Source organism: Cupriavidus oxalaticus, assembly GCF_004768545.1.
Lineage (GTDB): Bacteria > Pseudomonadota > Gammaproteobacteria > Burkholderiales > Burkholderiaceae > Cupriavidus > Cupriavidus oxalaticus_A.
Genome location: NZ_CP038634.1, coordinates 1,168,219 through 1,191,089, shown reverse-complemented (window position 1 = coordinate 1,191,089; position 22,871 = coordinate 1,168,219). Strand labels below are relative to the sequence as shown.

23 protein-coding genes are annotated in these 22,871 nt (G+C 68.8%); 11 read left to right on the top strand and 12 right to left on the bottom strand.

The window, feature by feature from the left end:
* Positions 1–49 precede the first annotated feature (49 nt).
* Both E0W60_RS05245 and E0W60_RS05240 read left to right on the top strand, forming a co-directional pair.
* Positions 50–511, top strand: coding sequence for a hypothetical protein (locus E0W60_RS05245; RefSeq protein ID WP_135703248.1), 462 nt, complete (start codon positions 50–52; stop codon positions 509–511).
* Positions 495–1,172 carry a ParB/Srx family N-terminal domain-containing protein gene (locus tag E0W60_RS05240; protein ID WP_240745845.1) on the top strand — a complete coding sequence of 226 codons (678 nt, stop codon included), beginning with the start codon at positions 495–497 and terminating at the stop codon, positions 1,170–1,172. Before E0W60_RS05245 ends, E0W60_RS05240 begins: the two co-directional genes overlap by 17 nt.
* A gap of 84 nt (positions 1,173–1,256) precedes the next feature.
* Here the strand turns inward: E0W60_RS05240 and E0W60_RS05235 are convergent, their stop codons facing one another.
* From E0W60_RS05235 to E0W60_RS05220, 4 genes are all read right to left on the bottom strand, one after another.
* A complete protein-coding gene (locus E0W60_RS05235; protein ID WP_133095986.1) occupies positions 1,257–1,445 on the bottom strand; it encodes a DUF3008 family protein in 189 nt (62 codons plus the stop codon).
* 120 nt (positions 1,446–1,565) lie between these two features.
* Positions 1,566–1,724: a DUF3309 family protein gene (locus E0W60_RS05230; protein ID WP_133095985.1), complete on the bottom strand. Its 159-nt coding sequence runs from the start codon at positions 1,722–1,724 to the stop codon at positions 1,566–1,568.
* Between the two features lie 226 nt (positions 1,725–1,950).
* Positions 1,951–2,607 (bottom strand): response regulator, encoded by a 657-nt coding sequence (locus E0W60_RS05225; protein ID WP_133095984.1) that lies wholly within the window; start codon positions 2,605–2,607, stop codon positions 1,951–1,953.
* Positions 2,604–4,616, bottom strand: coding sequence for a type IV pili methyl-accepting chemotaxis transducer N-terminal domain-containing protein (locus tag E0W60_RS05220; RefSeq protein ID WP_135703247.1), 2,013 nt, complete (start codon positions 4,614–4,616; stop codon positions 2,604–2,606). Before E0W60_RS05220 ends, E0W60_RS05225 begins: the two co-directional genes overlap by 4 nt.
* Positions 4,617–4,962: 346 nt before the next feature.
* Between E0W60_RS05220 and E0W60_RS05215 the strand changes: the two genes are divergently transcribed.
* Genes E0W60_RS05215 through E0W60_RS05205 form a run of 3 tightly spaced genes read left to right on the top strand, consistent with a single transcriptional unit; the run spans position 4,963 to position 7,441 of the window.
* Positions 4,963–5,388, top strand: coding sequence for a hemerythrin domain-containing protein (locus E0W60_RS05215; protein WP_133095982.1), 426 nt, complete (start codon positions 4,963–4,965; stop codon positions 5,386–5,388).
* A 24-nt stretch (positions 5,389–5,412) separates the two neighbouring features.
* Positions 5,413–6,756 carry a hypothetical protein gene (locus E0W60_RS05210; protein WP_135703246.1) on the top strand — a complete coding sequence of 448 codons (1,344 nt, stop codon included), beginning with the start codon at positions 5,413–5,415 and terminating at the stop codon, positions 6,754–6,756.
* Entirely contained in the window at positions 6,749–7,441 is a 693-nt protein-coding gene (locus tag E0W60_RS05205) for a Crp/Fnr family transcriptional regulator (protein WP_133095980.1), read from the top strand. Before E0W60_RS05210 ends, E0W60_RS05205 begins: the two co-directional genes overlap by 8 nt.
* Positions 7,442–7,511: 70 nt before the next feature.
* Here E0W60_RS05205 and E0W60_RS05200 read toward each other — a convergent pair whose 3' ends face one another.
* Complete coding sequence (locus E0W60_RS05200) at positions 7,512–8,687, bottom strand: NAD(P)H-dependent flavin oxidoreductase (RefSeq protein WP_133095979.1); 1,176 nt, start codon at positions 8,685–8,687, stop codon at positions 7,512–7,514.
* 272 nt (positions 8,688–8,959) lie between these two features.
* Here E0W60_RS05200 and ubiU point away from each other — a divergent pair, with 272 nt between their 5' ends.
* From ubiU to ubiT, 3 genes are all read left to right on the top strand, one after another.
* Positions 8,960–10,018, top strand: a complete 1,059-nt coding sequence (ubiU, locus tag E0W60_RS05195) for a ubiquinone anaerobic biosynthesis protein UbiU (RefSeq protein ID WP_431189871.1) — start codon at positions 8,960–8,962, stop codon at positions 10,016–10,018.
* A gap of 71 nt (positions 10,019–10,089) precedes the next feature.
* A complete protein-coding gene (locus E0W60_RS05190; protein ID WP_135703245.1) occupies positions 10,090–11,031 on the top strand; it encodes a U32 family peptidase in 942 nt (313 codons plus the stop codon).
* Positions 11,028–11,498 (top strand): ubiquinone anaerobic biosynthesis accessory factor UbiT, encoded by a 471-nt coding sequence (gene ubiT, locus E0W60_RS05185; protein ID WP_135703244.1) that lies wholly within the window; start codon positions 11,028–11,030, stop codon positions 11,496–11,498. Before E0W60_RS05190 ends, ubiT begins: the two co-directional genes overlap by 4 nt.
* 27 nt (positions 11,499–11,525) lie before the next feature.
* Here the strand turns inward: ubiT and E0W60_RS05180 are convergent, their stop codons facing one another.
* From E0W60_RS05180 to norR, 3 genes are all read right to left on the bottom strand, one after another.
* The gene (locus E0W60_RS05180; RefSeq protein WP_135703243.1) at positions 11,526–13,139 is read right to left on the bottom strand and encodes a histidine kinase N-terminal 7TM domain-containing protein; all 1,614 of its coding nucleotides are present in this window, start codon (positions 13,137–13,139) and stop codon (positions 11,526–11,528) included.
* A gap of 192 nt (positions 13,140–13,331) precedes the next feature.
* Entirely contained in the window at positions 13,332–13,784 is a 453-nt protein-coding gene (locus E0W60_RS05175; RefSeq protein WP_240745844.1) for a polyhydroxyalkanoate granule-associated phasin, read from the bottom strand.
* A gap of 161 nt (positions 13,785–13,945) precedes the next feature.
* The gene (norR, locus tag E0W60_RS05170; RefSeq protein WP_135703242.1) at positions 13,946–15,502 is read right to left on the bottom strand and encodes a nitric oxide reductase transcriptional regulator NorR; all 1,557 of its coding nucleotides are present in this window, start codon (positions 15,500–15,502) and stop codon (positions 13,946–13,948) included.
* Between the two features lie 153 nt (positions 15,503–15,655).
* Here norR and ytfE point away from each other — a divergent pair, with 153 nt between their 5' ends.
* Positions 15,656–16,384 (top strand): iron-sulfur cluster repair protein YtfE, encoded by a 729-nt coding sequence (gene ytfE, locus E0W60_RS05165; RefSeq protein ID WP_135703241.1) that lies wholly within the window; start codon positions 15,656–15,658, stop codon positions 16,382–16,384.
* A 38-nt stretch (positions 16,385–16,422) separates the two neighbouring features.
* Complete coding sequence (locus E0W60_RS05160) at positions 16,423–18,711, top strand: nitric-oxide reductase large subunit (protein ID WP_133095973.1); 2,289 nt, start codon at positions 16,423–16,425, stop codon at positions 18,709–18,711.
* 89 nt (positions 18,712–18,800) lie between these two features.
* On the opposite strand, the gene E0W60_RS36960 is transcribed toward E0W60_RS05160, so the two are convergent.
* On the bottom strand, positions 18,801–18,977 hold the full coding sequence (locus E0W60_RS36960) for a hypothetical protein (RefSeq protein WP_167884554.1): 177 nt from the start codon (positions 18,975–18,977) through the stop codon (positions 18,801–18,803).
* A gap of 40 nt (positions 18,978–19,017) precedes the next feature.
* The gene (locus tag E0W60_RS05155) at positions 19,018–20,331 is read right to left on the bottom strand and encodes a DUF3422 family protein (protein WP_133095972.1); all 1,314 of its coding nucleotides are present in this window, start codon (positions 20,329–20,331) and stop codon (positions 19,018–19,020) included.
* A 149-nt stretch (positions 20,332–20,480) separates the two neighbouring features.
* Here E0W60_RS05155 and E0W60_RS05150 point away from each other — a divergent pair, with 149 nt between their 5' ends.
* Positions 20,481–21,347 (top strand): LysR family transcriptional regulator, encoded by an 867-nt coding sequence (locus E0W60_RS05150; RefSeq protein WP_135703240.1) that lies wholly within the window; start codon positions 20,481–20,483, stop codon positions 21,345–21,347.
* A gap of 283 nt (positions 21,348–21,630) precedes the next feature.
* On the opposite strand, the gene E0W60_RS05145 is transcribed toward E0W60_RS05150, so the two are convergent.
* Together E0W60_RS05145 and E0W60_RS37450 are read right to left on the bottom strand one after the other, a co-directional pair.
* Complete coding sequence (locus E0W60_RS05145) at positions 21,631–22,476, bottom strand: cytochrome c (RefSeq protein ID WP_135703239.1); 846 nt, start codon at positions 22,474–22,476, stop codon at positions 21,631–21,633.
* Positions 22,477–22,616: 140 nt separating this feature from the next.
* Positions 22,617–22,835: a GDCCVxC domain-containing (seleno)protein gene (locus E0W60_RS37450; RefSeq protein ID WP_133095969.1), complete on the bottom strand. Its 219-nt coding sequence runs from the start codon at positions 22,833–22,835 to the stop codon at positions 22,617–22,619.
* Between the last annotated feature and the right edge of the window lie 36 nt (positions 22,836–22,871).

The following is a 22,871-nucleotide window of genomic DNA, read 5'->3' as shown; positions in this document are numbered from 1 at the left end:
TTGCAAGCGGCGAAACTACCGCATCCATTCATCGATACAGAGAGCCACCATGTCACCGATCGTAGCGGGTCGCTTCGACTCCATCGCCAGCGCCGAAGAGGCGGCGCGGATCCTGTTCGCGCGGGGTTTTTCGGTATGGGACGTTTCCATCATGTCGGTACGGCCGCAAGGCGAGGTGCAGGCCGGGACGCAAGCCGAGACCCACACCGACAATAGCGCCGGCAACGTGATGCTGGCCGCCTGCGTCGGCAATGGGCTGTCGTCGGTTGCGGTGGACGTGCTGCGCGAAGCCGGCGCGAGCCACCTCGAGCGTGCGCAGGGCTGCTGGGAATGCGGGCAGTGGACCGACTTCGACCCGAACGTGCACGGCGAGCCGGTGCAGGACGTTGAAGGCGAATACTGGCCACGGCCGCTGGCACGGGAGTCGGTCGCCGAGCAGTCCACCGGCAACGAAGACCCGGGCAGCGAGCTGGAGCATTTCGTCAACCAGAAGCGTGCCGAACACGACTGAGCGGCGCGACCGCGCCATTCCCCGGAACGGCAACGCCATTGCCGAACTCGCGCGCCTGCGCCCTACGCAACTCACGCTGGGCTATGCCCACGTCAGCCAAAAAAAAGAAGTCACGCAGCGCCACGCGGATCGCAACGACGGCGAGGCGCTGCGGCGCTTCATGCGCAGGCACCGCATCAAGACCATTGCGGGCCCCGGCGGCAGCCTCTATATCGTCGATCATCATCACTGGGCGCGCGCCTGGCTGGAGCTGGGATACCAATGGGGGCCGGTGCGCATCCTGCGCGACCTGAGCGCACTGAGTCCGTCCGCGTTCTGGAAGCGCATGCGCCAGCTCAACCACGTCCATCCATATGACGAGCACGGCGAGCTACACGGCCCCAGGGCGCTGCCGCCCACGGTGATGGGGATGCTCGACGACCCGTACCGCAGCCTGGCGGCATTTGCGCGCATGGCGGGCGCCTACCGCAAGCCGGGCAATGCCTATGGGGATTTCCGCTGGGCCGGCTTCCTGCGCGAGCGCGTGGTGCAGGATCATGACAGCATCGCCGGCTTCGGACTGGCGCTGGCCGAATCGATCAGGCTAGCGCGCAGTTCCCAGGCCAGGGAGCTGCCAGGATTTTGCGGCGGACCTGCAAACAGCAAGAAAGGGAAAGGCTGAAACGGCGCGGCGAGGGAGCGCTGAGATTCGCGCCCGTGGCGCGTCGTCCCCGCGCGAGCGGGAACGACGGGGTGCGTGAACGCGTCAGCGTTCCGATTTGTGCTTTGGCAGCTTCTTGGTCTTGGTCGATGCCATCTTGTCGAGTTCTTTCTCGCTCATCGACTTGTACATCGAACGCGAAGCGCCCTTCAGCGATCCGGCCTTGGTTTCCCCGCGCTTGGCGGAGAGCGCCGCTCCAGCGGCCTGCTGTTGCGCCTTCGATTTGGCTGGCATGTCAGTCTCCTGGATAGGGTGAAGGAAAAACGGGCGATGCGGCAGACAGGCCCGGCGTGAGCAGCGATGCCGCTCATGCCGGGCCTGCCTGCCGCCGTTGCCCGCTGGACGGCCGGGACGCTATATCCGGCCGAGAACCACGAGCAGCAGCACAATCAGGACGATCAAGCCCAGGCCGCCGCTTGGCCAGTAGCCCCAGCCGGAACTGTACGGCCAGGCCGGCAGGGCGCCGACCAGCAGCAGGACAAGAATGATCAGAAGAATAGTGCCGATTCCCATGGCGTGCTCCTTGTTCGTGGATCGGGGAAGCCGGGGGCTTCCGTACCGAAGCGGCCCGCGCATCTGAAAGGCCACTGCTCAAGGTTCAGCCTACGTCAAGGCTCGCCTGCGTCCCCCCGGGCAGGGACTGATAACGGTGTAGGAATCGGACGACGCCGTGCGCGATGCGCCTTTGGCGCGCTGCACACGGCTCGTGCAGCACATTGGCGCCGTTGTGGCCGCGCGCTCAGCCCGCTTCGGTCAGGCCGTGCTCGACCGCGTAGACTGCCACCTGCACGCGGCTGGCGAGGTTGAGCTTCTTCAGGATGTTCTGCACGTGGATCTTCACTGTGCTTTCGGCCACGCCGAGATCGCGCGCGATCTCCTTGTTGCTTTCGCCGCGTGCCAGCCCCTGCACGATCTCGCGCTCGCGCGCGGTCAGGCGCGGCGCGTCGTCGTGGCGCGCCGCGCCGGCGGGAGTCGGCGTGCGGAACTGCGCCACCAGCTTGGCCGTCATGCTGTCGGAGATCACCGGCTCGCCCGCGGCGGCGCGGCGGATGCCGGCGATCAGCGCCTCGGTCTCGATGTTCTTGATCAGGTAGCCGCGCGCACCGCTGCGCAGCGCGGCGGCCAGCTCCTCGGCCTCTTCGGACACGGTCAGCACGATCACCGCGGTCTGCGGCAGGTCTTCCACCAGCAGCTGCAGCGCCTCCAGCCCGGACAGGCCGGGCATGTTGAGGTCCAGCAGGATCACGTCGGGGCGATGCTGCTTGGCGCGCTTGATGCCCTCCACGCCGTCGGCGGCTTCGTCGACGATCTCGAAGTCGGTCTGTCGCTGCAGCAGCGCGCGGATGCCGGAGCGGAACAGGGTATGGTCGTCGATCAGCAGGATGCGGATGGTCATGGCTGGGTCTCTGTGTTCTGTGGGGCGCGGCGCGGCAGCACCAGTTCGATGCGCACGCCACGGCCGGGGGCCGCCTGCACATGCAGCTGGGCGCCCAGGCGCGCGGCGCGCTCGCGCATGATGTTCAGGCCGATATGCGCGTCGGCGCGCGTGGCGGGTTCGGCAGGATCGAAGCCTTCGCCGTCGTCCTCAACCACCAGGCGGAAGTCGCGGCCGTGGCTGAGCGCCACCGTCACGTGCGCGGCCAGCGCATGCTTGCGCACGTTGGAGAGCGCTTCCTGCAGGATGAAGAGCACCTGCAGCTGCTGTTCCGGCGCCAGCGGCCGGCCGCCGGCGCCGTTGCCGTCGGCATGCTCGTCGATGGTGAGCGTGGCTTCGGTGCGGCACTGGCGGCGGAAGCGCGCCACGGTGTCTTCCACTGCCGGGCGCAGTTCGCCGCCGCCCAGGCGCGAGCGGAAATTGTTGAGCAGCTCGCGCACGTCCTGGTAGCTCTCCTCCACGCCGTGGCGCAGCATCGGCACGATCTCGCGGGTCTCGGCGAGATCGTCGCGCGCGACCGCGTCGTCAAGCAGTTGCACCTGCAGGTTCAGGTAGTTCAGCCCCTGCGCAATGCTGTCGTGCAGGCCCTGCGCCACCAGATTGCGTTCTTCCACCACCGCCAGCTGGCGCGCCGTCGCCGACAGCCGCAAGTGCTCCAGCGCCGTGCCCAGGTGCTGGCCCAGTGTTTCGAGCAGTTGCCGGTCGGAGGCGGGCAGCGCGCGCGGGGCGCGGAAATGCAGCGCGAACACGCCGGTGGCGCCGCGCTGGCTTTCGATGCGGAAGGCCGCCAGCGCGCGGAAGCCGTTGCGCGCGCACGGCGTGCCGTCCTCCATGGCCGTGGCGCCCTGCCTGCCGTCCTGCATGCCGCGCAGGTCGGTGATGGTAATCACGGCCTCGCGCGTCGCGTCGCCGCAGTGGCAGGCATCGGCGGCGGCGCACGACGCGGCCTCGGCCAGCGCCGCGGGCAGGCCCGCGCTGGCCAGCAGGTGCATGCGGTTGTGGCGTGGGTCGAGCACGCGCACGCTGCCGCCCTCGGCGTCGAACTGGCGCATCACGCGCGCCAGGAAGCCGCGCGCCATGGTGTCGGCGTCGCGGGCCTGGTTCAGGAACGCCGCCATGTCGTACAGCTCCTCCAGGTCGCGGTTCTGGCGTTCCAGCTCGGCGGTCTTCTGCGCCACGCGAGTCTCCAGGTCGTGATACAGGCTTTGCAGTTCGCCGGCCATGCGGTTGAAGCCTTCGCTGAGGGTGCCGAACTCGTCGCGCGTCTCCACCGGCAGGCGCAGCGAGAACTCGCGCGCGGCCATGCGCCGCAGGCCGTCCTGCAGCCGCAGCACCGGCAGGATGATCCACAGGTAGAGCAGGTAGATCACGGCCACGGTGCCCACGCAGGCCATCAGCGCCAGCGCCGTCTGCGACAGCCGCAGCAGGTCGGTCTTGCGCGCGCTGTCGTGCTCGATCATGCCGACCAGCTTGTCGGCCTGCGCCACGAAGCCCGGCAGCGCGGCGATATAGCGCGCCGGCGCGGTGCTGTCGGTGCCGGCCATGGCGATCGGGCGCAGCTGGGTGTGCCAGTCCTGCGTCACGCGCGCGAGCTGGGCGTGGATGGCGGGTTCGTCGGGCAGGAACAGCGGGCGCGACGGGTTGCCGCGGCGCAGCTGCGCCAGCGTGCCGTCCAGCGCCTGCACCTGCATCGCCAGCGCATTGCCGCGCTGCGCGTGCGCCAGCGTCAGCTCGATCGCGACCCGGTTGGCGCGCATGCGCAGGCTGCCGGCGTCATTGATGGCGGCGCCGGCGCCTTCGAGCTTCCAGGACAGCCACAGCGTGCCGGAGATCATGCCGAGGACGACCAGCAGAACGGCCAGCGACAGCGAGATGATGCGCGTGGAAAGGCGGTGGCGCAGCGGGGTGGCGGCCTGCGCTTCGGCCGGGGGATCGGCCGGGGGATCGGCCGATAGATCGGTGTAAGGCATGGTTCGGTATCGGGGGCTACCTGTCAGGGGAACGCCGGCGTACTGTCAGTCGCGTCAGTCGCGCGCGCGTCTCGAAGGCAATTCTCCACGTGACAGGCGCTGCACTACCTGCGCCAGATCAACAAAACGCGAGGTCGGCCAATTCGCATGTGCGCCCGGGATCGCATTGCTCGTCCGCAGTCAAGCGTGATGGCGATGAATACGACGCTACAGCATGTCACGTTGTGATATATCGACACGCCAGTCCCCTTACACCGGCTATTGGCGCCCGACTTATTCCCGATCAAATCCCCACGCCGGGCCGCGCCCTAGCATCCGGTCAATACCGGTCCGGAGAATCCACACCATGTCTGATGGCATCGACACCCTGGTGCAGCAGCACCGCAGTTGCGACGCCGCGCTGGCACGCCTGGAAGGCGCGCTGCGCGAAGCCGGCTGGACAGAGGCCGCCGCGGCCTTCGCCGAGCTGGAGACCGCGCTGGCCGGCAATTTCGGCGCGGAAGAGGCACGGCTGTTCCCCGCCTTCGAGCAGGCCACCGGCATGGCCGGCGGCCCGACCGCCGTGATGCGACAAGAACACGACGAAGTGCGCGCGCTGGTGGACAACGTGCGCGAATGGCTGTCGCTGCGCGACGCCAATGCGCTCGCGGCCGAGACCGACACGCTGGTGGTGCTGCTGCAGCAGCACAACATCAAGGAAGAGAATGTGCTGTTCCCGATGTGCCGCGCGCACGTGCCGGGGCTCGACGCCGTGCTCGACGGCATTGCCTAGCGCTGGCGACGCAGGGCAACCCAGATGAAGGCCGCCAACCTCGATTACGAGCGCGCGCCGCGTCCCGCGGTGGTGTTCGGTTGCCTGGTGCCGGCGCCGTGGCTGGGCGCCGCGGCAGGGTTGCTGCTCGCGGCGGGGCCCGCCGGCGGCTTGCCGGACCGCTTTGCGCCGCTGGCGCTGGTGGCGGTCCATGTGCTCGCGCTGGGCATGCTGATGCCGGTGATGGTGGGCGCGTTGTTCCAGATGATGCCGGTGGTGGCGGGCGTGGCCGTGCCGGGTGCCGGCGTGCTGGCACCGTTTGTCGCCGTGGCCGGTGCCGGCGTGGCCGCCGGGCTGGGCTTCGGGCTGCTTGGCGGCATGCCGCAAGGCATGCAGGCCGCCGCCGCGGCCGGCCTGCTGCTGTTGCTTGCCGGCGCGCTGCTGCTCATTGCCGGACGGCGCGTGGCCGCGGTCGACGCCACCACGCGCACGCTGGCCGGCATCGGCGCGCCGCTGCTGGCCGCGGTGCTGTGCGGCATCGCGCTTGCCGGCACCTTCGGCGGCTGGTGGCAGGTGCCGGTGGCGCCGGTGCTCGACATGCATATGGCCTGGGCGCTGGGCGGATGGCTGGCGGCACTGGTGGCCGGCGTGGCCACCACCGTGTTGCCGATGTTCTGGCAGACGCGGCGCCTGCCGGCTGCGCTGGCGCGTGGCCTGCCGATGGCGCACTGGGTGCCGCTGGCGCTGTTCAGCGGCGCAACCCTGCTATGGCCCGGCCAGCCTGCCCTGGGCCAGGCGGTGCTGCTGGCGTGGCTGGCGTTCGTCGCCGTGGTGGCCGCGTTCGGGCTGGCCGGCACCCTGCGCGCGCGGCGCCGCCAGGACCCGCTGTGGCTGCTGTGGCCGGTGGCCTGCGCCAGCATGCTGGGCGCGGCCGTGCTGGGCGCGGCGGCGATCGTGTGGCCCGCATTGGCTGCACCGCTGGCGTGGTGGGCCGGCACCATGGCGCTCATCGGCACCGGCGTGCTGCCGGTCACCGCGATGCTCGGCAAGATCGTGCCGTTCCTGGTCTGGCTGCACTTGCGCCGGCTGCTGCCGCCGCGCGCGCGCGTGCCGGCCATGCAGGCCATCATCGTGCCCGCCCGGCAGCGCCGCCAGGCGTGGCTGCTGCTGGCGGCCTACCTGCTGCTACTGGTGCTGCCGCTGGCGCCGGTGCCGCTGGCCCGCGCCGGCGGCCTGCTGCTTGCCGCGGCCAATGCCTGGCTCGGCTGGCAATTGTTGTCCGCGTTGCGCTGCATGCGGCAGATGCGCCGCAGTGGCGGCCTGCCGCCGCGCCATGCGGCCTGGAATGCTGAACGCAGTCATGCCGAAGGAGGTCATCACCATGGGTGAAGCCATCAACCTGGAAGCGCTGCCGTTGTTCCGCGGCGTCGATGCGGCCGTGGTGGCGCAGTTGCGCGCCGCGGCCACGCTGCGCTGCCTGCGCAAGGGCGAATACCTGTTCCGTGGCGGCGAGCCGTGCGCCGGCCTCTATATCGTGGCGGAGGGCCTGCTCAAGCTGGCGCTGCAGCCGCCCGCCGGCGACGAGGCCGCCTGCGAGCGCGCCATCGAAGTATTCGGCCCGGGCGCGGCCTTCGGCGAAGACCTGCTCTGCCTGGACGTGCCGGGGCGCATGGCCTGCCAGGCGCAGACGCGCACGCTGGTGCTGCAGATCGGCAAGGCGGCGCTGTGGCAGGCCGTCATGCAGGAGCCGCTGCTGGCCGCGCAGCTGTTGCGCAACCTGTCGGGCCGGCTGCATGGGCTGATGCGCGACATCGAGGCGATCAGCCTGCAGACCGCGCTGCAGCGCGTGGCTGGCTTCCTGCGCGAGCAGGCGTTTGCCACGCGGCGCACCTGGCTGGCCTGCACGCAGCGCGTGATTGCGTCAAAGCTGGGGATTACGCCCGAGACCCTGTCGCGCGTGATGCACAGGTTCTGCGCCGAGCGGCTGGTGCGGATCGAGCGCGGCAAGATCTACCTGATCGATCCGGATGGGTTGGCGCGCCAGGCCGGCGTGGAGGAGCCGGCGGTGGCCTGAATGTCGGCACGTCAGGCACGTCAGGCACGTCCGGTGCCGCGTGCCGGGGATCCGGACGCGGCACGCAGGCTCAGGCCGTAGCGGCCACCTTGGCAGAAGCCAGCGCCGCTGGCTTTTCCCCTGTCATCAGGTAGTGGATCAGCTCGGCCACCGGGCGGATCGCCTCGCCGAACGGCAGCGCGCCCCTGCCGCGGAAGAACAGCCCGCGTTCCACGTCGCCACGTACCGCCTGCGCGAGCTTGAGGTCGATGCAGAACTGGCCGATGCGCGCAATGCCGTCGCGCAGGCCGCACGATTGCAGGCAATCGAACCCTTCCAGGCACTCTCGTACCTTGGCGCGGCGCTGCAGCCTGGCTTCGCTCGACAGGTAGCGCGACAGCCACGGCGTCAGCACCGCGCGCGCCGGCAGGCCGGCCACGCTGGTGAACTCGCGCAGCGTCTCGGGCCGCGCCGTGGCCAGCACCTGCTTGAAGGCCGGATGCGCATCGCATTCCTCGGTGACGGCAAAGGCGGTGCCGAGCTGCACCGCGGCGGCGCCCTCGTTGAGCCAGTGGCGCACCTTGGCATGGCTGTCGATGCCGCCGGCGAGAATCAGCGGGATGCTGTCCCATGCCAGCCCCAGCGACTGGAACAGGTCGCGGCACTCGGCCAGCACGCGCGAGAACGAAAAGCGCGGCTCGGACAGGTCCTGGATGGTGGCGGCGCCAAGGTGGCCGCCGGCATGGGCCGGGTGCTCGACCACGATGGCATCGGGCAGGCGGCCCTTCTTCATCCAGCGGCGCAGCACCAGGCCGATGCCGCGGGATTCCGACAGGATCGGGATCAGCGCCACCCCGGGGTGGCCGGCGGCCAGCTCGGGCAGGTCCAGCGGCAGCCCTGCGCCCATCACGATGGCATCGGCGCCGCTTTCGCACGCCTGGCGCACCAGCGAGGCATGCGAGCCCACCGCCTTCATCACGTTGACCGCGATCAGCCCGCGGCCTTCCGACAGCGTGCGCGCGGCGCGGATCTCGCGGTCGAGCGCCTCGAGGTTGGCGGCTTCGATGCCCGCCTTGTCGCGCACGCCGCGGGTGCGCGCCATCAGGTCGGGATGGTGGTGGCGCAGGTCGATGCTGGCGATGGTGCCCACGCCGTTCTCGCGTGCCACTGCGCCGGCAAGCCGGTGCGCCGAGATGCCGATGCCCATGCCGCCCTGCACGATGGGCAACAGGCGGCGGCCGGCCAGCTTCAGCCAGTGTTCGTTCATAAAAGGGATCTCCGGAAGGTGAATCGCGTGTGGCCGGCAGCCGGCCTGGCGCGGGGGGTGACTGGCGAAGCGTGGCACAGCGGAAAGCCCCTGCGTTTGCCGCAGGTCAAGCCCACGGGCGCTGCCTGCCATCGGCCTACGCCGACCGGCATACGCCGGCGCCAGCCATGTGCCGTTGGTGCGGGTTTGCGCGCGATCAAGCCCCTTGCGCCAGCGCGTGGCTAGCATCGGCCGCTGTCTTTGTCCTGTTTTTTGTCCTGTTTTCCCACACCATGACAACTGCCTCTACTGGCCCGGATGCGGCCACCGTCGCGCCTGCCTGCGCGCCACGCCGGCCCCAGCTGGTTGCGCCCGCCGGCTCGCTGGCGGCGCTGCGCATGGCGCTGCAGCACGGCGCCGACGCGGTCTACCTGGGCCTGCGCGATGCCACCAATGCGCGCAACTTCGGCGGCCTGAACTTTACCGAGGCCGACATCCGCACCGGCGTCGCCGAAGCCCACGCCCGCGGCGCCGAAGTGCTGTTCGCGATCAACACCTTCGCGCAGATGGGTGCGGTGCCGCAGTGGCACCGCGCCGTCGACGCCGCGGCGGAACTGGGTGCCGACGCGGTCATCATGGCCGACGCCGGCCTGATGGGCTACGCCTGCGAGCGCCATCCGCGGCTGCGCCTGCACCTGTCGGTGCAGGGCTCGGCCACGCATGCCGATGCCATCGAGCTGATGCGCGAGCGCTTCAATATCCGCCGCGTGGTGCTGCCGCGCGTGCTGTCGCTGGCGCAGATCGGCAAGCTGGCGCGGCAGACCAGCGTCGAGCTGGAAGTATTCGGCTTCGGCAGCCTGTGCGTGATGGCCGAAGGGCGCTGCCTGCTGTCGTCGTACGCGACCGGGGATTCGCCCAACAACAAGGGGGTCTGCTCGCCCGCGCACGCGGTGCGCTGGACCGAGCAGGACGGCACCATGCAGGCGCGCCTGTCAGGCATCCTGATCGACAGCTACGCGCCCGGCGAGCCGGCCGGCTATCCGACCTTGTGCAAGGGCCGCTTCGAGGTGGAGGGCGAGCGCGGCTACGTGCTGGAAGAGCCCACCAGCCTCAATGCGCTGTCCCTGCTGCCGGCGCTGGTCGGCATGGGCATCGCTGCGATCAAGATCGAAGGCCGGCAGCGCAGCCCGCGCTACGTCGCCGATGTGGTCGGCGTGCTGCGCGCCGCCATCGACGACGCCTGTGGCGATCCCGCACGCTTTGCGCCGCGCCAGGAGTGGCAGGCCACGCTGGGCCGCCATGCCGAGGGCGACCAGGTGACCCAGGGCGCCTACGACCGGCCATGGCGGTGACGCGGATGGACGCGACCAGCCTAAATCGCCCCGTCGATCTCCCCGCCACCCTTGCCACGATGGAACCTGCCATGCCCGATACCGCCACGGCGACCGCGCCTCGAGCTGTCTCGCAACATACTGCACCGCAATTCGGCATCGCCCTCGGCCCGCTGCTGTACTACTGGCCGCGCGAGCGCGTGCTGCAGTTCTACGCCGCCGTCGCCGATGCCCCGGTGGACCGCGTCTACCTCGGCGAGACCGTCTGCACGCGGCGCCACGAACTGCGCCACGCGCAGTGGCTGGAGATTGCGCAGATGCTGCGCGATGCCGGCAAGGAGGTGGTGTTGTCCACCCCGGTGCTGGTGGAGTCCGATACCGACATCGCCTGGATGCGCCGCGCCTGCGAGCAGCACGACTACCTGGTCGAGGCCAATGACCTTGGCGCGGTGCGCTGCATGGGCGGGCGGCCTTTCATCGCCGGCCCGCACCTGAACGTCTACCACGCCGACACGCTGGCGTGGCTGTCCGGGCTGGGCGCGGCCGGCTGCGTCGTGCCGGTGGAAATGGACGGCCGCACGCTGGCCGCGCTGGCCGCGGCGCGGCCGGGTGGCGTTGGCGTCGAAACCTTTGTCTGGGGCCGCATGCCGCTGGCGTTCTCGGCGCGCTGCTTCACTGCGCGCCACCATCGGCTGCGCAAGGACAGCTGCGAATTCCGCTGCATGGACTACCCCGACGGCCTGGTCGCCGCCACCGGCGAAGGCCAGGCGTTCTTCACGCTCAACGGCGTGCAGACCCAGAGCGCGACCTGCCTCGACCTGTGCGCCGAGGCGCTCGCCATGGCCGCGATGGGCGTGGACATGCTGCGCGTCAGCCCGCACTCGACCGGCACGCTGGAGGTGGTGCAACAACTGGCGGCGATCCGCGCGGGCGAGCGCGCGCCGGCGCCCAGCGGCATCGCCCCGGCGGGGGCGCAGCCCTGCAACGGCTACTGGCACGGCGGCGCCGGCATTGCGTGGGAGGCACGGGCATGAATGCGAACACAAGCCCATTGCACAAGCTGATGGCCGGCGTGCACCGGCGCATGCCGGCGCGGGCGCGCGCGCTGCCGCTGGTGGCAGCGCTGGAACTGGCGCGGCGCGCCGGCTGGCTGGAGCCGCCGGCCGCGCTGGAAGGCCATGTATTCCTGCTGACGGTGCAGGACCTGGGGCTGGAAGTGCCGTTCCGCTGCGAAGGCGGGTGCTTCCGCACCGCCGGTGCCGGCAGCGGCGAACCCGCGCTGACGCTGCGCGCCGCCGCGGTCGACTACCTGCGGCTGCTCGGCGGCGAGGCCGACACCGACACGCTGTTCTTCCAGCGCAAGCTGGTGATCAGCGGCGACACCGCGCTCGGGCTCGAGGTCAAGTACTGGCTCGATGCGGCGCCGCGGCCGGCGTGGGTCAGCCAGGCGGCGGCGCGGCTGGTGGCGCTGCAGGGCGCGCTGACGGTACGCGCGGGTTAGCCGGCGCCATGTTCTGGCCACGGCTGGTCAGGCCGCTTCGCCATCCACCATGTACCGGTTGCGGCCCGCGCGCTTGGCGCGGTACATCGCGCTGTCGGCGCGGTGCAGCAGCGGCTCCAGCCGCGGCGACTCGGGCACGGCGCAGACCGCGCCCACGCTGATCGTCACCACGGGCTGCACCGGCGTGCCGCGGTGCGCGATGCCAAGCTCGCGCACCGCGGCGACCATGCGGCGCGCCACGTCGCGAGTCTCTTCGCGCGATGCGCCGGGCAGCACCGCCGCGAATTCCTCGCCGCCCAGCCGCGCGCAGAACTGCTCGCCCGTTACCGTGCCGGCCAGCGCGCAGGCGATCTGGCGCAGGCAGTCGTCGCCCGCCAGGTGGCCGTGCAGGTCGTTGTACTGCTTGAACAGGTCGACATCCAGGATCAGCAGCCCCAGCGGCTGGCCGCGCTCATGCGCGCGGGTCACGGCGGCGAGCGACTCGCGCTGGAAGTAGCGCCGGTTGGGGATGCCGGTGAGCGCGTCGACGTCGAGGTCGGCCTGCACCTGCCACAGCTGCTCCTCGGTCTGGCCGAGGCGCGCGGTCAGCGCCAGCTCGCGCGACTGGAAGCGGCTGATGTCGCGCATGAACACCAGGCTGCCGATCTGCCTGCCGTCCAGGCGCTCGACGCGTTCGACAGCCAGCTCGAACGGGGCACCCGGCGGCACGAACGGCGTGGCGGGCGCAAGGCCGGGCGCAGCCTGAGCCGATCCCTGAGCCGGTCCCTGAGCCGATCCCGGCGCCGATTCCAGTGCCGTCTCCCATCCTGCCGGCACCGCGCTGCCGCGGTGCAGCTGCGGCCACAGCTGGGCCGCGGCGGGGTTGAATTCCACCACCGCGCCCTTGGCGTCGACGATCACACAGCCCTCGCGCAACGCGTCGAACACGCGCAGCCGGGCGTAGTGGCCGATATCGTCGAGGTGCGTGCGCAGCGCGCAGAACCACACCAGTACCGCCATCAGCGAAAACGTGGCCGGGGTCAGGTCGCCGCCCAGCGGGCCGGTCCAGCGGTTCAGGTAAGCCACATGGGCAATCAGCGGCAGCGCCAGGCCGCCGGCCAGGATGACGCGGCCGCGGCGCGACAGGGCGTCGTTGGGCACTTCGGCCGTGATCAGGAAAAACCAGCTCAGCGCCAGCAGCGAGTAAGACCAGAAGGCCGCCACGGCGTAGCCCGCGCCATGCTCGAACACCGCGCCGGGCGCGACCCCGGGCGGCATCAGCGTAATGCGCGTCCAGACCAGGTGGTGCCGCTCATTGGTGAAGACCAGCACTACTGTCACCACTGCCGCCATCACCGGCAGCCACAGCCGCGACCATGGCACCACGTAGCGCGGGCGGCTCAGGTGCACCATCGCCACCAGCCAGCCGATCGGCACCGCGACGATGCCGATGTACTGGATCTTGGCCCACAGGATGCGCCCGGGCAGGTCGGTCGAACTGATCTCAAGCAGGCGTCCGCCGCTCCAGACCACCGCGCCGAAGGCCAGCACCAGGAACGCCTGGACGGTGGGGTCGTCGCGCCGGGGCCAGGTGGCTATGGCCATGCCGATGCAGCAGACGACGGCGACGGTGAGCAGCAGGACCAGTGGATATGAGGGCATGAACCGGGGCGCGTCCTGAACCAGTCCTGTGTGGAGATCCGCCAGCCGGGACGGCGGGGATGGCGAATCGGGGTGTCATGATCTGCATGATACCGGTGCGCGCGCGTTGTCATGGCAAGCCGCGCAGGAAAAAAATTGGCCGCGGCCAGGCGCGAGCCACCCGGCGCGCAACGCCACGGCGCTCGTGCCGGTTCAGCTCGCGCTCGGACGCGGTGTCTCGCGGATCAGCCAGGAGGGAATGTCGGTGACGGCCTTCGCGCCCGCGGTCCAGTCAGTCAGCGGGCCCTGCATGAACAGGTGGCCCCAGCCATCGATCCACTTCTGCTGGGCGCGGGCCAACAGTTCCAGCATGGCCGAGGCATAGTGCAGCGGCCCGCCCAGCAGCGGCAGCTCGCAGGCGATCTCGCGCGCGTACAGGGTCTCGGGGTCCTGTTCCACCAGCATGCCCACGGCGTCGAAGCGCAGTTCCTCGGCCATGTTGCTGGCAAATTCCAGGTTCAGCTCGGCCATGCGGCGCCAGTTCTCGGCCAGGTCTGCCTGGATGGACTGGAACTGTTGCAGGCTGGCAAAGCCTGCCGTGAAGACGGCAGGGAAGGGCCAGGCGGGCCAGGCAGGCCAGAAGGCTTGCGTTGCGGTCATCATCATGGGCATCTCCGGTACGGGTCCACAGGGCGCGCCACCGCAGGGTGGTGAGGGCACCACATGCATGCTGCACTGCAAACGACGCCTGACTAGCTTAGGCAGGCCAGGCGACCTTTGCCATCCCAATGCCGCCCGCGCCCTCATTTGCCTCCTCACTTGCCAACTTACTTGCAGCCCAGGCGCCTGGCCAGCTTGTGCAGGTTGCTGGCATCGACGCCGAGCTGCCGCGCCGCCTGCGCCCAGTTGCCGCCGTGGGCCTGCAGTGCCTGTTCGATGCACGCGCGCTGGGTCTGGTCGACGGCCTCGCGCAGGCTGGTGCCGGGGACGATCGCTGGCAGTGAGGCGCATGTCGCCTCCGCCAGCGCTGGCGGAGGCGCATCGAGTCCGTCCAGGTCGAGCAGCTCCGTTTCCAGCGTGACGATGTCGTTGCGGCCGGCGCCCCGGCTGACCGCGCGCAGCGCGGCGCGGCTGAGCACGTGCTCGAGCTCGCGCACGTTGCCGGGCCAGCGATAGCGCCGCAGCGCATCCTGCGCCGCCGGCGCCAGGCGCAGGCTGCGCAGGCCCAGGCGGGCGCGGTTCAGTTCCAGGAAGCGCCCGGCCAGCAGCAGCACATCGTTGCCGCGCTCGCGCAGCGGCGGGATCGGGATCGGGTAGACCGACAGCCGGTGGTACAGGTCGGCGCGGAACGAGCCGTCGCGCACATGTTCGCGCAGGTTGCGGTTGGTGGCGGCGATCACGCGCACGTTGACGCGGCGCGGCCGGTCCGAGCCCAGCCGCTGGATCTCGCCGTTCTGCAGCGTGCGCAGCAGCTTGGCCTGGATCGACAGCGGCAGCTCGCCCACTTCATCGAGGAACAGCGTGCCGCCGTCGGCGGCCTCGAAGCGGCCCGGGCGTTCGCCGGTGGCGCCGGAAAAGGCGCCGCGGGCGTGGCCGAACAGCTCGCTCTCGGCCAGCGACTCGGGCAGCGCCGCGCAGTTGACGTGCACCAGCGGCTGCGCGCGCCGGCGCGACTGACGGTGCAGCCGGTGCGCGAACAGCTCCTTGCCGACGCCGGTCTCGCCCAGCAGCAGCACCGGCAGCTCGGTATCGGCAACCACCTCCAGCTCGTGCAGCAGGTTGGCGATGGCCGGACTCTGGCCGACGATCTCGCCGGTGATGTCGCCGGCGCCGGCCGTGCCTTCGTCGGCAACGGGCTTGCCCCGTGCCACCTGCAGCGCCAGGATCTCGGCCTCGAGCCGGGTGGTGCGGATCGCCGCCTCGACCACCACGGTGAGCCGCTGCAGCTCGGCCTGCGCGGCGGCGTCGAAGGTGCCCACGGCGAGCGCATCGAGCGTGAGCACACCCCATGGCTGCCCTTCGACCTCCAGGCTGGTGCCCATGCAGTCATGCACCGGCAGCGGCTCGCCCACGTGCTCGTCGATCAGGCCGTCGTACGGGTCTGGCAGCACGCTGTCGTGATGGAAACAGGTCACGTCGCGCCGCGCCAGGATTGCCGCCAGGCGCGGATGCAGGCCGACGGCGAAGCGCCGGCCCAGCGCGTCGCCGACCAGGCCATCCACCGCCATCGGGCGCAGGTGGTCTTCTTCCAGCCGCAGCAGCGCCACGGCGCCGCAGCGGAAATGCGCCCGCAGGCCGCTGACCAGGCGCTGCAGGCGCACGGCGTGGGGCAGGTCGGCCACCAGGTCGGCCAGCAGCTCGGGAACGATCGCGGAAGTCGTCATGGTGAAAAACACCAGTTGGGGTGATTAGTACCACGAACAGTCTAGGGTATTTAGAACCATCCGTGTGACAACCCTTTGATCTGGAATGGTTTTTTTCAGGCACGCTCCTCGCGTCATGTCATGCGGACGCAACTTCCCACACAGGAGCACCTCATGACCTACCAGGACCAATCGCTCGGCCAGCTGGCCCGCCGCATCCCCGGCGCGACGCGCATCTTCCATGACTACGCGCTCGACTTCTGCTGCGGGGGCAAGCAGACCCTGCGCGATGCCGCGCTCGAAAAAGGCCTCGATGCCGCCGCCATCGACAGCATCGAAGCGCGGCTGCATGCCCTGCACGACGACGCCGCACCCGCCGGACAGGACTGGAACACCGCGACGCCGGCCGCGCTGATCGACCATATTTTGACGCGCTTCCACGCTCGTCACCGCGAGCAGTTGCCCGAACTGATCCGGCTCGCAAGCCGGGTCGAGCAGGTCCACGGCGACCGGCCGGATTGCCCGGTCGGCCTGGCCGACCACCTGGCCGGCATGCTCGGCGAGCTGGAAACCCATATGCAGAAGGAAGAGCAGGTGCTGTTCCCGATGCTGACGCGCGGCATGCAGGCCGCCGCCGGCCGCCCGATCGCGGTGATGCGCATGGAGCATGACGACCATGGCGTGGCGCTGCAGCGGGTAGCCGACCTGACCAACGACATCACGCTGCCGCGCGCGGCCTGCAATACCTGGCGCGCGCTTTACCTGGGCCTGCGCGCGCTGCGCGAAGACCTGATGGAACACATCCACCTGGAAAACAACGTGCTGTTCGAGAACGCCGCAGTGGCCGCCACGGTGGCCGCCACCGTGCCAGCCACCGGTTGCGGCTGCGCGGGCCACGCCTGAGCCGCGCACCAGCCATCACAACCAAACGACTTCGCATCATGGGTTCCTACCGCAGACTCTGGTTCATGCTGATCGCCGTGCTGGCGGTCACTTTCTCCCTGCTCGGCTACTACGGCGTCGAGGTATACCGGCAGGCCCCGCCAATGCCGGCCAAGGTGGTCACGGCCGAAGGCCGCACCCTGTTCACTGGCGACGAGATCCTGGACGGCCAGACCGCCTGGCAGTCGGTGGGCGGCATGCAGCTCGGCTCGATCTGGGGCCATGGCGCCTACCAGGCGCCGGACTGGACCGCCGACTGGCTGCACCGCGAACTGACCGCGTGGCTCGAACTGGCGGCGCAGGACACGTACGGCCGTCCGTACGCCAAGCTGGCCGCGCCCGAACAGGCCGCGCTGCGCGAGCAGTTGCGCACGGAATACCGCGGCAACGCCACCGATCCGGCCACCAACGTGCTGACCGTGTCGAAGCGCCGCGCGCAGGCCATCGCCAACACCGCGGCCTACTACGACCAGCTCTTCTCCGACGCGCCGGCACTGCACACCACGCGCGATCACTACGCCATGAAGGAGAACACGCTGCCCAGCGCCGAGCGGCGCCAGCAGCTGACACAGTTCTTCTTCTGGACCGCATGGGTCGCCTCGACCGCGCGTCCCGGGCATGAAGCCACCTACACCAACAACTGGCCGCATGAGCCGCTGATCGGCAACAAGCCGACCAGCGAAAACGTGGTGTGGTCGGTGATCAGCGTGGTGGTGCTGCTGGCCGGCGTGGGCTTCCTGGTGTGGGCGTGGGCCTTCCTGCGCGGCAAGGAAGAGACGCCGCCGCAGGCGCCCGCGCGCGACCCGCTGTTGTCGGTGGCGCTGACCCCGTCGCAGCGCGCGCTGGGCAAGTACCTGTTCCTGGTGGTGGCGCTGTTCGTGTTCCAGGTGTTCCTGGGCGGCTTTACCGCGCACTACACCGTCGAGGGGCAGAAGTTCTATGGCATCGACGTATCGCAGTGGTTCCCGTACGCGCTGGTGCGCACCTGGCATATCCAGAGCGCGTTGTTCTGGATCGCCACGGGCTTCCTGGCCGCTGGCCTGTTCCTGGCGCCGCTGATCAACGGCGGCAAGGACCCGAAGTTCCAGCGGCTCGGCGTCGATGTCCTGTTCTGGGCGCTGGTGGTCGTGGTGGTGGGCTCGTTTGCGGGCAACTACCTGGCGATTGCGCAGAAGCTGCCGCCGCACCTGAACTTCTGGCTGGGCCACCAGGGCTATGAATATGTCGACCTGGGCCGGCTGTGGCAGATCGGCAAGTTCGCCGGCATCCTGATCTGGCTCGTGCTGATGATGCGCGGCATCCTGCCGGCGCTGCGCGCGCGCGGCACCGACCGCAACCTGCTGGCGCTGCTGACCTCGTCGGTGGTGGCGATCGGCCTGTTCTACGGCGCGGGCCTGGCCTACGGCGAGCGCACCAGCCTGACGGTGATGGAGTACTGGCGCTGGTGGGTGGTGCACCTGTGGGTGGAAGGCTTCTTCGAGGTCTTCGCCACCACCGCGCTGGCCTTTATCTTCGCCACGCTGGGGCTGGTGTCGCGCCCGATGGCGACCGCGGCCAGCCTGGCCTCGGCATCGCTGTTCATGCTCGGCGGCATCCCCGGCACCTTCCACCACCTGTACTTTGCCGGCACCACCACGCCGGTGATGGCGGTCGGCGCCGCGTTCAGCGCGCTGGAAGTGGTGCCGCTGATCGTGCTGGGCCATGAGGCCTGGGAGAACTGGAGCCTGAAGCAGCGCGCGCCGTGGATGGCGGACCTGAAGTGGCCGCTAATGTGCTTCGTCGCGGTGGCGTTCTGGAACATGCTGGGCGCCGGCGTATTCGGCTTCATGATCAACCCGCCGATCGCGCTGTACTACATCCAGGGCCAGAACACCACGCCGGTCCACGCCCATGCGGCGCTGTTCGGGGTCTATGGCTTCCTGGCACTGGGCTTCACGCTGCTGGTGCTGCGCTACGTGCGGCCGGCGTACCGGCTGAGCCCGGCGCTGATGAAGACCGCCTTCTGGGGCCTGAACGCCGGCCTGGTACTGATGATCGGCACCAGCCTGCTGCCCGTCGGCATCATCCAGTTCCTGGCCAGCGTCGAGCATGGCACGTGGTACTCGCGCAGCGAGGAGTTCATGCAGCAGCCTATCCTGCAGACGCTGCGCTGGGTGCGCACGTTCGGCGACGTGGTGTTTATCGTCGGCGCGGTGTCGTTTGCCTGGCAGGTGGTGCTGGGGCTGGCTAACCGTACCCCGGCCGCGGCGGATGCGGTGGCTGTGAGGATGAAGGCGGCGGCGCGCTGAAGCGCGCGACGGAAGGTGAAATCGACGCAGTAAGAGGTAAGGAGAGGCAGTACTTGCCCGCCCGGTTTCCGGGCGGGCGTTTTTTTGCGTCAGTTGTAGCCAAGAATCGCGATCGTCGCGACGTCTGGCCGGTCGTTCGAGTTGTCCGTCAGCACTTCCGTGGGTGTTTTCTGCTGGCTCACCCAATGCGGCCCGGGCTGCGGCGCTTGCCGGGTTGCCGCAGGCAACGATATGGGAGGCGGGTCAATGCTCGTGGTGGCGTTCATATGCGTGTCTCGGTAATAAGCGCTTCAGGTCGACTACGTTTCAGGCGCGGCTTGCCTGGGCAACGCCATCGTGGGATTTCTGGGTCCGGCTGCGTTTGATGATGCCGAACACGATCAGCACCACGGGCAGGATCAGCAAGCCTTCGGCCAACTCGGGGTCGACCGGCAGTTTCACGACATGCAGCGCCTTCAACCCCGCTGCGGCGATGGACAGTACGTAATACGAGATCGCGGCCACTGACAGCCCCTCGACGGCATGCTGCAGATGCAGCTGGTTCCGCGCGGTACGGTCCAGTCCGGCCAGCAGCCGGGTGACGTCACGCTCCTGGGTCAGGTTGACGCGGGTGCGGAGCAGGTCGACGGCACGTGCGACCCGTGCCGCGATCTGTTCGTGGCGTGACCAGACGCTGCGGCACGTCTCCATGGCGGGTCCGAAACGCCGCTCCATGAATTCCGAGATCGTCGGCATGCCTTCGATCCGCTGTTCCCGCAGCTCCTGGATCCGCGCCAGCACGATTCGCTCATACGCACGCGACGCGCTGAAGCGTCCGCTGTGCCCGGACAGCGATTCCACGCGCACGGCCAGTTCGGTGAGCCTGTCCAGCAGTTCCGCATCGTCGTCGCCGGCGCGACGGGCGTCCATGGCCCGCATCAGTTGCTGGAGCGACGCGTGAATGTCGTCGAGTTCCCGGCCAAGGCTGCGTGCGACCGGCAACGCCAGCAACGCCATCATGCGATACGTCTCGATCTCGTAGAGCCGCTGCAGCAGCCTGCCGCCCTGTTCCTCGCGGAAGTCCTCGTCGATCGCAAGGATGCGCATATAGCCGTCGGCCCGCACATTCCAGTCGCAGTAGACCTTGCCGCCGCCCAGGACATCGCTGCCGACGAGAACCGGCCCGTCGAGCCAGTGGCGCAAGTCCGCGCTGACTGCGGCCGCGGCGTTTCCCGACAGCAATTCCATCCGGACCGCATGAAAGCGCTTGCCCGCCAGCAGGCTCAGCCAATCCGCCGGAACCCCATGGATGGCGAGGTCATTGAAGTAGTCCGTGTCGTCGCGCGGACTGACGAACGTGAAGGTGGAGAACTCGGTGTGCCGCTCCCATTTCAAGTGCCAGCCGAAGGGCGATTGCACGGCGTGGTGCGTGACCCCGTCCGTGGGCAGCGCCATGCCGGTCTGTTCGCACAAGGTACGAACGAGATACTCGTGGATCGCAGGATCCTCGTCCGAATAGATCGCATAGTGGGTCAGTGACACGCTGCCGCTGAGCCGGAGAAAGGGGCGGGCGTGCAATTCAGCGACGAGGGAGGCGCGTAGCGGGTGGTCGACGAGTAGCGAAGCGGCTTTGTTGTCCATGCTCGGAAGGCGGATACCGAAATCCCGCGGTCAAGACGTGGTGCAAGGTTGCGGTCCACGTTTTTGTTTGCTGTTGCCAAATATCGCACGCCGTTCTCAAGAAGAAAAACGCATAATATTGATTGTTGTATTCAGTTTTCCTGATAGCTATGAAGATGCTTGACCACGATGTCCTGGCTACGGTAGTCGCCGTCGCCGAGACCGGCAACATGACGCGCGCCGCCGAGGCGGTGAACCGTTCGCAGTCCGCCGTCAGCATGCAAATCAAGGCACTCGAGGAAGCGCTGGGCCGGCCCCTGTTCGTGCGGCGGCCCCGCAGCATCGTGCTTACGCACGAGGGTGAAGTGCTGCTGGGCTTCGCCCGGCGGATGCTGGCCCTGCACGACGAAGCCTGGGCCGCCGTGGTACGGCCGGAGGTGACGGGCAAGGTAGCGATCGGGGTGCCCGACGACTACGCATCATCGCTGCTGCCATCGGTGTTGAAGAAGTTCTCGACGACGTACCCGAAAGTGCAGATCCAGGTAGTCGGCCTGCCCAGCAGCGCGCTCGCGCCACTGGTCAAGGACGGCACCGTCGACCTTGTCTGCGGCACACGCGTGAAGGGCTTGTCGGGCGACTTCATCCGTTACGAGCCGATGGCATGGGCCGCCATGACGAACGGGCCGCAAGTGTGGGAGGACAGGCCGTTGCCCATCGCCGTGTTCATGCCGGGTAGCGTGGCGCGCGAGAACGCGATCCGCAGCCTGGATCGAGCACGGATTGCGCATCGAACGTCGTACGAGAGCCCAAGCCTGCTGGGTTTGCTCAGCATGGTCGAGGCTGGCCTGGCCGTCGCGGCGTTGGCCCGATGCGCGATCCCGCCACAACTGGCCGTGCTTGGCCAGGCCCATGGGCTGCCCGACCTGCCGCCGCTCGAGCTTATCCTTGCCCGAAGCGCAAAGTCCAAGCGGCCGCCTTGCGATTTCCTTGCCGAGCAGATCATGACGGACCTTCGGGCAGGGGCCGCGCAGGCTTAGCACCGGTCGCCTGTATTATGGCGGCGCTTAAATGGGGCGCTTTGTCGCGTGGCTTGTCGCCGCTTTTATCCCCGCTTTTGTCCCCACTGCGCCGGCACGATGCAGACATGGCTAACCCCGGCGGGATAGTCCATACCGCATTGCGTGCATTCTGGCTCTCACCATAAAATCCAGGGAGCTAGCCATGAAGCTGACCTGCATTGCTTGCCTGGCGGTTCGCAATGGCTGATCACAAGCCATCATTCGTCGGCCATGCCGGAGAAGACCTGACGCAACCCTGGCCTCAGGAGCCCTTGCGCCCGGCCATATGATGCAGGTACGCCAGCAGGTCCTTCAGGTCGGCATCCGATAGCGTCCTTTCGTCGATGGCCGGCATGCGCGCGCCCGGCCACCAGCGTAGTGACTGCGGGTCGCGGATCAGGCTGGCCAGTTTGTCGTCGCCCATGTACTCCACCGCGCTGTGCGGCACATTGAGATCCGGGCCGAGGTGGGCATCGCCCACCTTGTTCAGCGAGTGGCATGAGAAGCAGACCCGCTGGAAGGTCGCGAAGCCGCGCATGACCGGGCCATCGGCCGGCTGGTCGGAGGCAGGGCGGATGGCCGCAAAGCGCTCCGCGGGCGATGCGGTGATATCGATGCGCGCGATGTTGTAGGTCCAGTGGCTTTCATTGACCACGGATGCGGCGCCCCCCGACGGCAGCGTCCAGATCAGCCGAAACGGGCCGATGCCCTGGCCCTTGAGCTTCGGCCACGGCCGTGCAGGATTTTCCACGGCCAGCCAGGCCCGCGGCTCGTCGGCACTATCGGCCAGCAGCATACGCAGCGGCAGGTGAGAGACATAGCCATCGCTGGCCGCTGTCGTGGCAGTCGCGCCGGCTTCCGCAGGCATGCCGCGCAACAGGGAGGCCATCGGGATCGCCTTGAATGTCAGGCGGCGTTTCAGGTTGTCATCGTCGACCGTCACGTTGGTGAGCCGACGGTCCTTTAGCAGCGCATCGGCCGTCCAGCTGCATTGCTGCATACCAGCCGAAATGACCAGCGTGGCCGGCTCGGCGCCGCTCGCCGGACCCGCAAGCAAGGCCATGGCACAGCCAAGCGCTCCAACTGCCTTTGCAATCCAGGCCTTCATGGGTGTATCTCCGGAAGCGGGGTAACGTGTTGAGCCGAACGTTCAGTGTAATAAAGAAAGGGTTCATCACAGATATCCGTGAAGGGGATGATCCGACGGACGACCTCATCCTCGTCGCGTTCTGCGGCAGACGTTTCACATCAGAACTTTCCTTCACAGCAGTGTCCTTGTTGCGCCGGCGGACACCTGACTGTCCCGAACGAGCAGAACACGCAGCAGTCACCAGGAGCGGGCTTCAGCAGCGTCTTGCAGTTTGCACACTCATAGAAGAACACGCAGGCATCCGTCGGCATCGTCTCCTGCTGTGCCCAACCGCAATGCGGACAAGTCAGAACGGATTCCAGGATGACGTCTCGCATCGCCCCTCCCTTGCAAGAAACTGCACATCACCAAGC

Excerpts from the sequence above, each read along its gene's own strand:
- ytfE (WP_135703241.1), top strand. The coding sequence starts at position 15,656 with ATGACCTACCAGGACCAATCGCTCGGCCAGCTGGCCCGCCGCATCCCC.
- ubiT (WP_135703244.1), top strand. The coding sequence starts at position 11,028 with ATGAATGCGAACACAAGCCCATTGCACAAGCTGATGGCCGGCGTGCAC.
- ubiU (WP_431189871.1), top strand. The coding sequence starts at position 8,960 with ATGACAACTGCCTCTACTGGCCCGGATGCGGCCACCGTCGCGCCTGCC.
- norR (WP_135703242.1), bottom strand. The coding sequence starts at position 15,502 with ATGACGACTTCCGCGATCGTTCCCGAGCTGCTGGCCGACCTGGTGGCC.
- E0W60_RS05155 (WP_133095972.1), bottom strand. The coding sequence starts at position 20,331 with ATGGACAACAAAGCCGCTTCGCTACTCGTCGACCACCCGCTACGCGCC.
- E0W60_RS05210 (WP_135703246.1), top strand. The coding sequence starts at position 5,413 with ATGAAGGCCGCCAACCTCGATTACGAGCGCGCGCCGCGTCCCGCGGTG.
- E0W60_RS05160 (WP_133095973.1), top strand. The coding sequence starts at position 16,423 with ATGGGTTCCTACCGCAGACTCTGGTTCATGCTGATCGCCGTGCTGGCG.
- E0W60_RS05230 (WP_133095985.1), bottom strand. The coding sequence starts at position 1,724 with ATGGGAATCGGCACTATTCTTCTGATCATTCTTGTCCTGCTGCTGGTC.
- E0W60_RS05215 (WP_133095982.1), top strand. The coding sequence starts at position 4,963 with ATGTCTGATGGCATCGACACCCTGGTGCAGCAGCACCGCAGTTGCGAC.
- E0W60_RS05225 (WP_133095984.1), bottom strand. The coding sequence starts at position 2,607 with ATGACCATCCGCATCCTGCTGATCGACGACCATACCCTGTTCCGCTCC.
- E0W60_RS05245 (WP_135703248.1), top strand. The coding sequence starts at position 50 with ATGTCACCGATCGTAGCGGGTCGCTTCGACTCCATCGCCAGCGCCGAA.
- E0W60_RS36960 (WP_167884554.1), bottom strand. The coding sequence starts at position 18,977 with ATGAACGCCACCACGAGCATTGACCCGCCTCCCATATCGTTGCCTGCG.
- E0W60_RS05205 (WP_133095980.1), top strand. The coding sequence starts at position 6,749 with ATGGGTGAAGCCATCAACCTGGAAGCGCTGCCGTTGTTCCGCGGCGTC.
- E0W60_RS05150 (WP_135703240.1), top strand. The coding sequence starts at position 20,481 with ATGAAGATGCTTGACCACGATGTCCTGGCTACGGTAGTCGCCGTCGCC.
- E0W60_RS05180 (WP_135703243.1), bottom strand. The coding sequence starts at position 13,139 with ATGCCCTCATATCCACTGGTCCTGCTGCTCACCGTCGCCGTCGTCTGC.
- E0W60_RS05200 (WP_133095979.1), bottom strand. The coding sequence starts at position 8,687 with ATGAACGAACACTGGCTGAAGCTGGCCGGCCGCCGCCTGTTGCCCATC.
- E0W60_RS05190 (WP_135703245.1), top strand. The coding sequence starts at position 10,090 with ATGCCCGATACCGCCACGGCGACCGCGCCTCGAGCTGTCTCGCAACAT.
- E0W60_RS05220 (WP_135703247.1), bottom strand. The coding sequence starts at position 4,616 with ATGCCTTACACCGATCTATCGGCCGATCCCCCGGCCGATCCCCCGGCC.
- E0W60_RS37450 (WP_133095969.1), bottom strand. The coding sequence starts at position 22,835 with ATGCGAGACGTCATCCTGGAATCCGTTCTGACTTGTCCGCATTGCGGT.
- E0W60_RS05235 (WP_133095986.1), bottom strand. The coding sequence starts at position 1,445 with ATGCCAGCCAAATCGAAGGCGCAACAGCAGGCCGCTGGAGCGGCGCTC.
- E0W60_RS05175 (WP_240745844.1), bottom strand. The coding sequence starts at position 13,784 with ATGATGATGACCGCAACGCAAGCCTTCTGGCCTGCCTGGCCCGCCTGG.
- E0W60_RS05145 (WP_135703239.1), bottom strand. The coding sequence starts at position 22,476 with ATGAAGGCCTGGATTGCAAAGGCAGTTGGAGCGCTTGGCTGTGCCATG.